This is a genomic window from Pseudoalteromonas sp. APC 3224 (assembly GCF_030407535.1).
In the GTDB taxonomy this organism is placed as follows: Bacteria; Pseudomonadota; Gammaproteobacteria; order Enterobacterales; family Alteromonadaceae; genus Pseudoalteromonas.
On record NZ_JASDDF010000004.1, the window covers coordinates 1 to 12,078 of the forward strand.

The window sequence follows — 12,078 nt, forward strand, 5'->3', positions numbered from 1 at the left end:
ATTCGAAAATAAACGCAATTGGCTATTTTATAATTTTTACTGATTAATAAATGCCAAAAATTAACAACGCACTTTTTATTTAAGGTAAGCCATATGATCAAAACACGTTGTTTTACTCAATTTAATTTGATTAGTATCACGTTTCTACTTTTATTAGCCGGTTGCTCAGACAGTGAAGTCAGCACACAAAAACAAAACGAACCACGTGCGGTAAAACTGATAACCATAGGTGATGAGTCGCAATCAAAAACGCTCACCTACCCCGCCACTATCGACACTATAAATAGCTCAAAGCTTGCTTTTCAGGTTAGCGGAAAGTTAGAAGCGCTCAACGTTATTGCTGCACAAAACGTAAACAAAGGCGATGTAATTGCTGTATTAGAACAACGAAACTTTATTAATGAGGTCAAGTCGAGCAAAATTCAGTTTGAAACAGCCGATAATGATTACCAACGTGGTTTGAAGCTCGTTAAAGATGGGGTTATTTCACAACGTGATATAGAGCAACTAAAATCTAAAAAAGAAGTAGCCGAATCACAATATGACTCAGCGCAGAAAGCATTATCTGACAGTAAAATTATAGCGCCTTACGATGCCATTGTTGCAGAAGTACCGGTAAAGCAGCTTGAAAACATAAGTGCTGGGCAACACGTTGTTACTTTATTTGGTAAAGGTGAAATGGAAGCGGTGGTAAATATTCCCGCGTCTATTGTGGCCACAGTAGATTCTAAGCAGAACAATGTAGCCTCAGTAATTTTACAAGATGTATCAACTGCTCCCATTCCTGCAACATTTAGACGAGCCAATTTAGAAGCCGACTCAGCGAGCCAAACCTATGAAGTACGATTTGCCTTTGCTGTACCAAATAACCTTAATATATTGCCTGGCATGAATGCTAGTCTAAAAATCACCCGTGAAAGCAGCTCAAATACAACTCGCTTACTAGTGCCAACCTTTGCTATTTTTGAACAAAACGGAGAACACTTTGTATGGACGGTTGACGCTCAAACTATGCAAGCTTTTAAAACCCCCGTTACTATTGAAAATGGCATAGGTGAACAACTCATTGTCACTGACGGTTTAAGTGCTGGCGATGTAATTGTTGGTGCTGGTGCAAACTATGTAACTGAGGGTATGAAAGTACGTCCTTGGACTAAAGCATAGGAGCGCAGTAATGGATTTAGCAAAATGGACAATCAATAATAAGTTAATTAGTACCATACTCATTATTTTAACCCTGGGATTTGGTTTTTCATCCTATAAAAACATGCCTCGCTTTGAAGACCCCGAATTTATAATTCGAACCGCGCAGGTGTTTGTTTCGTATTCAGGTGCAAGCCCACTAGAAGTTGCAAAAGAGGTCACTGAGCCGCTAGAGCGTGCTATTCAAGAACTGCAAGAAGTTGATACTATATCATCTACCTCATCTACGGGCTTATCTGAAATTAAAGTAGAGATTAAATCAGAGTTTTCCCCGACTAAATCTGAGTTGCAAGTTATTTGGACTAAGCTCAGAAACAAAATAAATGACACACGTCCAACATTACCGCCTGGTACTGGCACACCACAAGTTTATGATGATTTTGGTGATGTATATGGCTTAAGCTATTTAATAACCTCCGAAGGATACTCACCCGACGAGTTACATGCCTACGCTAAAGATTTGCAAAGTGACATTTTACAAGTAGAGGGCGTAGCCAAAGTTGCTATGACAGGCGTGCAGCAAGAAGGCATATTTGTAGAAATAGCCCGTGAAGAGTTAGCCTCTTTAGGCGTGTCTATTAATAATATTTACGGCATTTTAGATGAGCAAAACGCTGTATTGAGCGCTGGTAACACTCAAATTGGCGATCAACGTATTTTTATCGACCCTACCGGAGAAATAAACTCCGTTGATACCATTAAAAATCTATTGGTTAGTGCCAGCGGTGAAGGTAAAACAATTTATCTTAAAGATATTGCCAATGTATACCGTGGCTTTCAAAGCCCAGCAACCAAGTTAGTCCGTTATAACTCTAAACCTGCAATTTCACTTGGGGTCGCCAGTGTCTTGGGTGCTAATGTGGTTAAAGTATTTGACCGCGTTGATGACAAAGTAAAACAAACTGAAAACCTCAGACCGCTGGGTATCACAGTGCATGAGTTTTACCACCAAGGTAAAGTAGTACAAGATTCAGTCGACAACTTTGTAGTGAATGTTTTAGTCGCACTGGTGATCGTAATGGTTACCCTGCTGCTATTTATGGGTTTGCGCTCAGGAATTATTATTGGCGCCGTATTACTGCTAACCATTTTTGCGACCCTTGCTACCATGGATTGGAGCGGCATACCTATGCATCGAATTTCTCTTGGTGCGCTGATTATCGCGCTAGGCATGATGGTTGATAACGCTATAGTTGTGACCGAAGGGATTTTAGTTGGTACACAAAAGGGCCGTAAAAAGTTAGAAATTGCTAGCGAAGTCGTCAAGCAAACTAAGTGGCCACTACTGGGTGGTACCTTGGTAGGCATTGTTGCTTTTGCGCCTATTGGTCTTGCCCCAGGTGATACCGCTGAATTTACCGGTCATTTATTCTGGGTTATTTTAATTTCTCTATTATACAGCTGGTTATTTGCCATTACCCTAACCCCCTTATTTTGTTATTGCTTGTTTAAAGAGCAAGATAACGACACCTCAGGCTCAGCGAAGCCAAATAAACTTATGGCACTTTATCAATCGGTAGTGGTGTCGGCACTGCATCATCGCTGGCTCAGTATTGCCGTTGTAGTTGCCACCTTTAGTGTGTCTATGTGGGGATTTCAATTTGTAAAATCAGGATTTTTTCCAGCTTCTACCACACCACAAATGGTGGTTGATTTTTGGCTACCGCAAGGTACCGATATTGAAAAAACCAAAAGAGATATGCTCAAGTTAGAGAAATTTGTAAAGCAACAAAATGGCGTTGAAGGTATACAAACGCTTATTGGCGGCGGCGGGCTTCGCTACATGCTTATTTATGGTAGTGAGTCACCAAACAGCTCTTACGGGCAAATTTTAGCTAAAGTCGATGACTACAAAAAGCTAGATAAACTTTTACCTACCGTACAAAATTACATTGACGATAACTTTGTCGATGCTCAAGGCAAAGCATGGCGCTTTGTAATGGGCCCAGGTGGGGGCTCTAAAATAGAAGCCACATTTAAAGGGCCAGACCCAGATGTATTAAGAGAGCTAGCAGCACAGGCAAAAGGAGTATTAATTGATGATGGCGGCGCCTTGTCTATTAAAGATACATGGCGACAACGCATTAGTGTTATTGAACCACAGTACTCAGCCATTAATGCGCAGCGCGCTGGTGTAACGCGTAAAGCGGTTGCTGAAGCCTTACAGCAGAACTTTTCTGGTCAAGTGGTTGGACAGTATCGTGAAGGTGAAGAGCTCATTCCTATTATTGTTAGAGCACCACAATCGGAACGTGTCGACATAAACGATATTGGCAACATTCAGGTACAAAGCAATATCACTGGTGAAACACTGCCCCTAGCGCAAGTAACCAATGGGTTTAAAACCGTCTGGCGCGATGGCATTTTAAAACGTGAAGACCGCGAATGGACTATAAAAGCTCAAGCGGATCCTCTGCCGGGTGAACTAGCCTCAGAGTTATTTAATCGGGTAAGGCCTAAAATAGAAGCCATTGACCTTCCTCAAGGGTATCGACTTGAATGGGATGGCGAATACGGACAATCGAAAGAGTCTAACGAAATGTTGGCCTCAACTATTTCAATGGGCTTTTTAGCCATGGTGCTGATTGTTATTGTGTTATTTAATGCTTTAAAACAACCAATTATTATTTGGCTTGTTGTGCCATTAGCCTTAATTGGTGTTGTGTTTGGGCTGGTAACCACACAAATACCACTAGAGTTTATGGGTATATTAGGATTACTGTCGCTCTCAGGTTTGTTAATTAAAAATGCCATTGTATTAGTAGATCAAATGGACATGGAAATTCGCCAAGGTAAACCTGCATATAATGCCATTATCGACTCGGCAAATAGTCGGGTAAGACCGGTAATGATGGGCACACTAACCACGGTGTTAGGGGTTATTCCACTGTATTTTGATGCATTTTTCCAATCAATGTCTGTGGTTTTAGTATTCGGGTTACTGTTTGCTACCTTGCTTACATTAATCGTAATACCTGTTCTATACGCCATTTTTATGAATGTTAAACAAGACGAACAGGCAACTAATTAAACGCCAACAAAAATATGGCCATGCTTAGTAGTAAGTCATGGCCTTTTTATAAGCTTTGAGCAAAATAATTCATATAATTATCACAATTAACTTTTAAAAAATACTGCATATACAACATACCTTTCAAACCTTATAGCTGCTAAAAACGCCCTCAGATACGGTTATTCTTTTTCAAAATAAACATTTTAATTTTAGTATTTTATAAATTTAAATAAGCATTGAAGCGGATATTTTTTTAAGGCATTAATTATCACTTTAAGTTCTAGCTTCAAGTATTAACATAGCCGGAGTTCTATTATGTGGTGAGGCTAAGAATTCATTGCATAGTAATGCATTAAGATTCATTCATTAAATTAACTATTCAAATTTATCAAATAAATAACATATCAAGTGCAGTCTATGTGTCTTCTATTTAGTCATACAAACGATAAATGTAAAAACAGCTTTATTTCAAATCAAAATTTTAAAAACTAGGCATTCTCATGTTATCAAAACGCATAATTCCTTGTTTAGATGTAAAAGACGGCTAAGTCGTTAAAGAAGTTAAATTTAAAGGCCACGAAGTGGTTGGCGATGTACTTACCCTAGCTAAAGCTTACAGCAAAGTCGGTGCTGATGAACTGGTGTTTTACGAGATCAGTGCAAGTGTTGAAAAACGCCTACTCGATGTCAATTTGGTGGAAAACATTGCCCGCCATATCGATATTCCATTTTGTGTAGCCGGTGGTATTAAATCGGTGGCCGATGCAGCTCGTGTGCTTGAACGTGGCGCTGACAAAATCAGTATTAATAGCCCTGCTATTGCGCGTCCAGAGCTAATTAAAGAATTACATGATGAGTTTGGCAAGCAGTCTGTAGTTGTTGGCATTGACAGCTTTTTTGACGAAACAACCGGTGAATATCTAGTTTATCAGCTTACTGGCGATCCTAATGCGTCAAGCCGCACCCGTTATAAAACCGAAGAATGGGTTAAACGCGTACAAGACTTAGGTGCAGGCGAAATCGTTTTAAGTTGTATGAACCAAGATGGTGTTCGCAACGGTTACGACAACGAGCAACTCAGCAAAATACGCCAGCTGTGTGATATTTCTTTAATCGCCTCAGGCGGTGCAGGCAGCATGCAAGATTTTGTTGATGTATTTCAACAAAGCCAAGTAGATGGTACGCTCGCAGCCAGTGTTTTTCACAAAAACGTGATAAAAATCGGTGAACTAAAACAATTTTTAATCGATAACCAAGTGGCAGCAAGACTATGCAAGTAACCTTAGAAAACCAAACTCAAGTTGCTTTCGCTAAAAGCGAGATGATCCCTGCCATTGTTCAAGATGTCCGCTCTGGCGTAATTTTAATGCAAGGCTTTATGAACAGCGAAGCGCTAAAAGCTACACTGCGTCACTGTTCGCAGAAGACTTAAGCCGTAGCTGTCAAAAAGTAGGTAAAGAAGGTGTAGAAGTGGCACTTGCAGCAATGAAACACGATAACAATGAACTTACAACGAATCGGCCGATTTGTTGTATCACCTTGTTGTACTATTACAACGACAAGGGTTAGAGCTCACTGGTGTAGCTGCTTGCCTACAAGGTCGTCATAAGTAAATATAACGATTACTGTGTGCGCCATTATTTGGCGCACATCGTTATAAAAAGCCATAATTTTTCTTTTTTAATTCAGACTCTCAATAGCATTTATTCTCTACCTTAGGTATCCTTGGTAGCAATTACAAAAGGATAGCGCACTATGAAAACTTATATATCGCTTATACTCACGGGCCTTATTTTATCTGGCTGTAGCAGTTTAACCAGTGAACAAAAAGCCAAATTAGACAGCTTAACGCCCTGTGAAAAAATGGATGGCTTAATAACCGAATTCGATAATCGCTTTGATGCGTTAAAAGACACTAAAGTACAAAACTCATATTTCGATGTGTGGACTGCAAAGTACAACGTTTTTGGCGATAACTGCCAAGTGACTAGTTTTAACAATCAAACTGTGACCTATCAATGCCAAGAAAGCTACAAAGATCAACAGCAAGCGGTAGCTATGCATCAACAAGCAATTGAACTCACTCGCCAATGTTTAACTAAAACAAACAACTGGTTAGAAACACAAAAAGAGTCAGAAACGTCGCTGCGTACCACCTTTGTACTTGATGATAAGTCGCCGGTTATTTCTGTTTATACCAGCAAAACGTTATCAAAAATTAAAACTTGGTCGACCTCTTTAGAAGTAGGAAAGGCCGTCGCCACTAAATAATGACGAGAGAATGTATGCGCCAAACACCCAGTAAACAATCCACTCATTTAAAAACAGACTGTATCGGTGAATGTTATAGAATGAATGGCTACTGTACTGGGTGCGGTCGCACCAGCGACGAAATATTCGACTGGATTATTTTAACTGACGAACAAAAGCAAGCAATATTGGCCTCCCCTCGTGAAGATGCTAAAAAAGACTAGCTTAAATTTTTAACCGTTAAGGCGCATTACGCTGTGATGGGTCACGTTTAAAATCTTTGCTTAACTGCTTAGGATCTAACGCTTCACGTTGTTTGCTAGCACCTTCTGCCCACCAAATTAATTGATTAAAGGTGCGCGAAAAATAGCTATCCCACGATGTTTGCTCTGCCCTATTGTTTGCTTCACCACTTTCAATAAACACATCTTGCGCTTTTGGTACATGGATCATTGCTGATACCGGTAAACAACCCAGTTCACTTAAAAAGCTGCGCATGCCAACAGCAGCACGTACGCCGCCCCACTGCCCTGCAGAATAAGTAACAATCGCGCTAGGTTTATAACCAAATAAAGAACTACCAAAGTGATTTAGCAAATTAGCGAGTGCCGGACTCATAGAATGATTATATTCAGGGCTTACCATAACAAAGCCATCGCTGGCTTTAATTTTTGCCGCTAAGGCATCAAGCTGTTTAGGTACCTCAGCCTGCAAATAAGCAAAGTGCGGTTTAAACACAGGGTCTAAATCATAATCGAGCGGATCAATAAGCTCTATTTCATGCTCAGAGTAATGCTCAAGCAAACAACGCTCACATGCTTTCGCTACCCTTTCCCCTAAACGCGCAGGCTTAGGTGGGGTACTTTTTCTAACCGAACCGAGAAAAATTAAAAACTTCATGTATCGGCACTCCTTTTTAATTGCAAAAATAAATACCTCAAAAAAGTTTGAGGTATTTACTGTACGATTTAGGCCTTATCGAGCGCTTGGCTTACATCGGCAATAATATCGTCAATGTTTTCAATACCCACCGATAACCGAATTAAATCGCGGCTAACGCCCGCATTGGCTAGCTCTTCATCATTTAATTGGCGGTGCGTGGTCGATGCAGGATGACACGCCAGCGATTTAGCATCGCCAATATTTACCAAACGTAAAATCATGTTAAGGGCATCAATAAACCGCGTACCCGCCTCTAAACCACCGGCAATACCAAAACTTAAAATACCTGACGCTTTACCATTGGTAATTTTTTGGCTCATTTCGTTATACGGGCTTGATTTTAAACCCGCATAATTAACCCAAAGCACCTTAGGATGGCTCTCTAAATATTCAGCAATTTTTTGCGCGTTTTCGCAGTGGCGATCCATTCTTAGCCCTAACGTTTCAAGGCCAATTAAAATATCAGAAGCGTTTTTAGGCGCAAGCGCCGCACCGGTATTTCTAAGTGGTACAACGCGGCAACGCCCAATAAACGCCGCCTCAGCAAACGCATCGGTATACACTACATTATGGTACGACGGATCAGGCTCATTCATCATCGCAAAACGGGTTGCATTGGCTTTCCAGTCAAACTTGCCCGAATCAACAATCATGCCGCCAATCGCGGTTCCATGACCGTTAATGTATTTAGTGAGCGAGTGCACCACAATATCGGCACCTAACTCAAATGGACGACACAGATACGGCGTAGCCACGGTGTTATCTACAATTAAAGGCACCCCTTTACTGTGGGCAATTTTCGCAAGGCGAGCAATATCAACAATATTCCCAGCAGGATTACCAATTGACTCGCAAAAAACCGCACGGGTGTTTTCATCAATCGCGTTTTCAAAACCGTCAAAATCATCGGCTTTAATCATTCGCGCTTCTATACCTTGGCGCGGCAAGCTGTGAGCAAATAAATTATAAGTGCCACCATACACTTGGCTGGTGCTTACAATATTAGTGCCCACTTCACATAAACATTGAATCGCATAGGTAATCGCCGCCATACCCGAGGCCACAGCCAACGCACCAATGCCGCCTTCCATCGCGGCAATACGCTGCTCAAGTACCGCATTGGTCGGGTTCATTATGCGGGTATAAATATTACCCGGCACTTTTAAATCAAATAAATCAGCGCCATGCTGGGTATTATCAAAGGTGTACGAAGAGGTGTTATAAATTGGCACCGCCGCCGATTTAGTGGTGGCTTCAGATTCATAACCATGGTGCAACGCTAAAGACTCAAGTTTCATAATTTATTCCTTCAATATAGTTACATCTAACGTAGCATTTAATGGTTACAAAGTGCACATGAAATATACTAAAGAATGTTGAAGTAATTTGATTGAATGCTGTATCTAGGTAAGTGTTAAAACTATCGTTTGCTCATATATTCAAGAAAATGAGCCAAGCGCGCATATTACTCTTCTAAGCGTTGCTTAAATAAAATAAAAAACTTAGTGATAGTAATATGTTAGATAATTTGTTAAAACTATATAAAATAGAAAAGTGAGCGCGACATTGGCAGAGATATGCGCGATGAGCGTACTATTAAATTGTTAGTTTCCTGTCGAGGTTTCGTGAAAAAATTTGCTCTTGCTATATCAATTTTGGCCTTAGTTGTTTTCTATTTTATTCCAAAAGAACATAGTGAAATTGAAAAGTTTAGCGATAAAAATGATAGTAAAAACGCTGTTTCTAAAGACTTAAAGCGCAAAGAAAAATCAACGATTGAAACTGATATAGGTGTTAGTGAACTTGCATCCGCAGAAGAATTCTTACTTGAAGCAAAAGAAATACGTCGTTGCAGCGCAATACCCAAAACTCAAGATGAACTTGATAAATGGATGAGCAAAGTAAATGAGGTGGGTGAGCCCTACGAGTATATCGAAGATGTTTTGTCTCGTTTTGAGCGCTGTTCACAATTTAATTTTATATCTGATGATTTTGTTGAATTACTTTTTAAAGCAATTGAATTAGGTTCCGATAATGCCGTAGCAGAGTTATGGGCTGTTTCGGATAGAGAATATTTTCAAAGTAAAGGCTTAGATGAATTAAGCAGAGAAGACACAATAAAGCAAAGAGTTAAATTTAATAAATTGAAATACCGCCTTTCCGAAAGTGTTGCTTTGACTGGTGGAGAGCAGTCAATATTAAGGCTGGTAAAAGAGTATCAAAATTACGATCCTGACACTGGAAACCCAAACTATTTAAAAGTCATAGCATATGCAGACTTTGGGTTAAAAATAGTAGAGGATAACGATATTTACTTGAAATTAGATTTTATCAAGCATCGTATTCATCAAAATATGGAATTTCAAGATATTGAACAGGCGCAAATGCTAACTGAAAAGTTGTTGAATAAGTTTGGTGAAAATGGAAACTAACAAATCACTTAAAAGGACAAATAACAGTTGGCTGTTTGCTCCTTCGTCGCCTATTTTAGCCAACAATTATTTGCCTCTTAGTGAGGCGTTAGTTTTTTTAACCTTAGCCCCTTTATTTAAATGAAAAACGACATTCCTAAAAAAAGAACTGCACAATCCATAGTAAGACTGGTCCTTCAAATCTTGGTTCACGCTATGGCTATAATCCTCTTTTCTTCTGGCGTCATGGGCCTATTTTTGACCCCTGGATACGAGGCTGGGCTCATTTCTCCAGAGGATCAAAACCATCTCAGAGTCTTTTGGGCGGTCCCTATAATCATGTCTCTTGGAATTCACTACGGTCTTTATTTATTTTATCATAGCAAGGGCTCGGAGGAAAAAGAGAAGAGTATTCTTCTTCTCAGAGGAATCGCTATCTGGATGACTATTGCTGCGCTTGTTCGAGTTTTCTCCTTTGTCGCTTTGGGTGATCCAATGCCTAGGTTGGTTCCTATTATTGTCGAATCTGCTTTTCTCCCCCTCTTGTGGTTCTTAAGTAGTAGTTCAGACGACAAAAACTAACAAATGAATTGAGAAGGATTGCAAGGGGCGCATTTTTCTCTAAAATTTGTCTTGGTTTGAAAAGAGGTTGCCTTTAATAAAGTTCAGTGTTCCCCTTGCAACCTCTCATTCAGACGTTATCTGTCAGGTGACTTATGAGTTTTGATCAGCAAGGTTGGATAAAGTTTTCTAGTTTAGGGGTAGTTAAGTTTGAGAAGTGCGAATTTAAAGAAGAGTTAATAAAAAAGTGTGGTGGTAACGAAGATATAGCTTGGGTTGTATATCATCATAACGGGTCGCAATCATTAAAATGGATGAACTCTAAAATACCAGCTTTAGGTAATAAGTCGCCAAGATCTATGATTACCAATAAACTTGAATCGTTAAAGAAAGTTCTATGGTCATTTCCTAGTTAAACAGCTAACAAACACTTTAAATGGAATAAAAATTTATGTACAAAGTTGGCGTTGTTATATTTGATGATTTCACAGATGTAGACTTTTTTCTTATGTATGACTTGCTTGGCCGAACAACCGATAGTTGGACGGTTAGTATACTGGGAACTAAACCAGAACATAATTCCCACCTTGGTATGAAAGTTATAACTGACGGACATATTTCAGAGGTAACGAATCAAGATGTCGTTCTTATCACAAGTGGCAAACGCGGTATTCCAGCAGCTATGAAAGATACTAGCTTTATGTCAGCGCTGAATCTTGACCCAAATAAGCAGTTAATTGGGTCGATTTGTGCGGGATCATTTATACTGCATGAGCTCGGTTTACTAAAAGGTAAGTCGATAACAACAAATCCTGATGCTAAGAATGTACTGCAAAGCATGGGAGGAGACGTTCAGGACCTTCCTCTGGTGATAGAAGGCAACATAGCCACTGCTGGAGGTTGTCTTTCACTGATATATCTAATTGGATGGCTGGCAGAGCGGCTCTTTGACTCCAATAAACGTAAAAGTATACAAAATCAATTAATTCCAGCAGGACAGTTAGAACTTTTTGAAGAGCTCATTGCCACAACTATTCAGTCAGCTGAGCTGAAAAATTCGCATAGCAAGTGACTAAGGCTATGAACGTTCGCAATTGGCGTTTTCTACCAAATCGTTAATGCAAAACACTAATAATTGAGGTTGCCTTTGTTTACTGAGCTTCACTGTAATCGTTCTAAGTAAGAAGTGACTACCCATGTTACGTTTAACATTTCCCCGTCATCACGCCCTGAAAACAAGGTATTGCTGAGTAATGTATTTCATGGATGAAATACAAGGCGTAACTTCGCCAAGGATGGTGAATATACGCAGCTTACGTTCAAGCAATGGTTTATTTGAAGGATAAAGTGCGATGTTCAGGTGCGCTGATAGCTTGCAGAGAGGGGCAAGCTTCAACCCTCTTTGGCTGCCGTCGCCAGTGCGACAAAACCTCGAATAAGGTTTGTTGAGTCATTTACATCTAAGCCTTCAATTAACAAAAAAATCAATCGATAATGCAACACATCAATATTAGCTAAAGCATAAGTGAAAAGCACAGTGTTGTTTTTTAGAAACGCAGCGTCTCTTCGCCATCTTCGTAAATCAATGATTTCATAATCTAATTTTACAAAGAGAAATAAATGAGTACCTAAATCATTTAACTCTTGAATATCATCAGCACTCTCCCCATTTCGTTTCTATAGTAACTTTCAAGTAAC

Annotated in this window: 10 protein-coding genes and 2 pseudogenes; 10 read left to right on the forward strand and 2 right to left on the reverse strand. The window is 39.8% G+C overall.

The annotated features are described in order from the left end of the window. The first annotated feature begins 93 nt into the window (after nucleotides 1-93). The 6 genes and pseudogenes from QL989_RS02785 to QL989_RS02810 all read left to right on the forward strand — a co-directional run bounded on the left by QL989_RS02785 (nucleotide 94) and on the right by QL989_RS02810 (nucleotide 6,690). Nucleotides 94-1,164: an efflux RND transporter periplasmic adaptor subunit gene (locus tag QL989_RS02785; protein WP_290168018.1), complete on the forward strand. Its 1,071-nt coding sequence runs from the start codon at nucleotides 94-96 to the stop codon at nucleotides 1,162-1,164. A 10-nt stretch (nucleotides 1,165-1,174) separates the two neighbouring features. Continuing rightward, complete coding sequence (locus QL989_RS02790; protein WP_290168020.1) at nucleotides 1,175-4,234, forward strand: efflux RND transporter permease subunit; 3,060 nt, start codon at nucleotides 1,175-1,177, stop codon at nucleotides 4,232-4,234. Nucleotides 4,235-4,716: 482 nt separating this feature from the next. Continuing rightward, a pseudogene (hisF, locus tag QL989_RS02795) lies at nucleotides 4,717-5,496 on the forward strand (imidazole glycerol phosphate synthase subunit HisF). After that, a pseudogene (gene hisE, locus QL989_RS02800) lies at nucleotides 5,487-5,829 on the forward strand (phosphoribosyl-ATP diphosphatase). The pseudogenes hisF and hisE overlap by 10 nt, the downstream one beginning before the upstream one ends. Nucleotides 5,830-5,971: 142 nt before the next feature. Then, the gene (locus QL989_RS02805; RefSeq protein ID WP_290168022.1) at nucleotides 5,972-6,487 is read left to right on the forward strand and encodes a hypothetical protein; all 516 of its coding nucleotides are present in this window, start codon (nucleotides 5,972-5,974) and stop codon (nucleotides 6,485-6,487) included. A gap of 14 nt (nucleotides 6,488-6,501) precedes the next feature. Further along, nucleotides 6,502-6,690, forward strand: coding sequence for a DUF1289 domain-containing protein (locus tag QL989_RS02810; RefSeq protein ID WP_075170194.1), 189 nt, complete (start codon nucleotides 6,502-6,504; stop codon nucleotides 6,688-6,690). A 16-nt stretch (nucleotides 6,691-6,706) separates the two neighbouring features. Here the strand turns inward: QL989_RS02810 and QL989_RS02815 are convergent, their stop codons facing one another. Together QL989_RS02815 and QL989_RS02820 are read right to left on the reverse strand one after the other, a co-directional pair. Next, nucleotides 6,707-7,366 (reverse strand): NAD(P)H-dependent oxidoreductase, encoded by a 660-nt coding sequence (locus tag QL989_RS02815; protein WP_290168025.1) that lies wholly within the window; start codon nucleotides 7,364-7,366, stop codon nucleotides 6,707-6,709. A 68-nt stretch (nucleotides 7,367-7,434) separates the two neighbouring features. Next, nucleotides 7,435-8,706, reverse strand: coding sequence for an aminotransferase class I/II-fold pyridoxal phosphate-dependent enzyme (locus QL989_RS02820; RefSeq protein WP_008112587.1), 1,272 nt, complete (start codon nucleotides 8,704-8,706; stop codon nucleotides 7,435-7,437). 279 nt (nucleotides 8,707-8,985) lie between these two features. Here QL989_RS02820 and QL989_RS02825 point away from each other — a divergent pair, with 279 nt between their 5' ends. The 4 genes from QL989_RS02825 to QL989_RS02840 all read left to right on the forward strand — a co-directional run bounded on the left by QL989_RS02825 (nucleotide 8,986) and on the right by QL989_RS02840 (nucleotide 11,452). Then, nucleotides 8,986-9,840 carry a hypothetical protein gene (locus QL989_RS02825; protein WP_290168028.1) on the forward strand — a complete coding sequence of 285 codons (855 nt, stop codon included), beginning with the start codon at nucleotides 8,986-8,988 and terminating at the stop codon, nucleotides 9,838-9,840. A gap of 120 nt (nucleotides 9,841-9,960) precedes the next feature. Continuing rightward, the gene (locus QL989_RS02830) at nucleotides 9,961-10,401 is read left to right on the forward strand and encodes a hypothetical protein (protein ID WP_290168030.1); all 441 of its coding nucleotides are present in this window, start codon (nucleotides 9,961-9,963) and stop codon (nucleotides 10,399-10,401) included. A 134-nt stretch (nucleotides 10,402-10,535) separates the two neighbouring features. Continuing rightward, nucleotides 10,536-10,796 (forward strand): hypothetical protein, encoded by a 261-nt coding sequence (locus QL989_RS02835; protein WP_290168032.1) that lies wholly within the window; start codon nucleotides 10,536-10,538, stop codon nucleotides 10,794-10,796. Between the two features lie 35 nt (nucleotides 10,797-10,831). Beyond that, nucleotides 10,832-11,452 carry a DJ-1/PfpI family protein gene (locus QL989_RS02840; RefSeq protein ID WP_290168034.1) on the forward strand — a complete coding sequence of 207 codons (621 nt, stop codon included), beginning with the start codon at nucleotides 10,832-10,834 and terminating at the stop codon, nucleotides 11,450-11,452. Nucleotides 11,453-12,078: the final 626 nt, after the last annotated feature.

What these genes read in the sequence shown, in the direction of transcription:
- QL989_RS02785 (WP_290168018.1), top strand. Translation starts at nt 94, where the DNA reads ATGATCAAAACACGTTGTTTTACTCAATTTAATTTGATTAGTATCACG.
- QL989_RS02790 (WP_290168020.1), top strand. Translation starts at nt 1,175, where the DNA reads ATGGATTTAGCAAAATGGACAATCAATAATAAGTTAATTAGTACCATA.
- QL989_RS02805 (WP_290168022.1), top strand. Translation starts at nt 5,972, where the DNA reads ATGAAAACTTATATATCGCTTATACTCACGGGCCTTATTTTATCTGGC.
- QL989_RS02810 (WP_075170194.1), top strand. Translation starts at nt 6,502, where the DNA reads ATGCGCCAAACACCCAGTAAACAATCCACTCATTTAAAAACAGACTGT.
- QL989_RS02815 (WP_290168025.1), bottom strand. Translation starts at nt 7,366, where the DNA reads ATGAAGTTTTTAATTTTTCTCGGTTCGGTTAGAAAAAGTACCCCACCT.
- QL989_RS02820 (WP_008112587.1), bottom strand. Translation starts at nt 8,706, where the DNA reads ATGAAACTTGAGTCTTTAGCGTTGCACCATGGTTATGAATCTGAAGCC.
- QL989_RS02825 (WP_290168028.1), top strand. Translation starts at nt 8,986, where the DNA reads ATGCGCGATGAGCGTACTATTAAATTGTTAGTTTCCTGTCGAGGTTTC.
- QL989_RS02830 (WP_290168030.1), top strand. Translation starts at nt 9,961, where the DNA reads ATGAAAAACGACATTCCTAAAAAAAGAACTGCACAATCCATAGTAAGA.
- QL989_RS02835 (WP_290168032.1), top strand. Translation starts at nt 10,536, where the DNA reads ATGAGTTTTGATCAGCAAGGTTGGATAAAGTTTTCTAGTTTAGGGGTA.
- QL989_RS02840 (WP_290168034.1), top strand. Translation starts at nt 10,832, where the DNA reads ATGTACAAAGTTGGCGTTGTTATATTTGATGATTTCACAGATGTAGAC.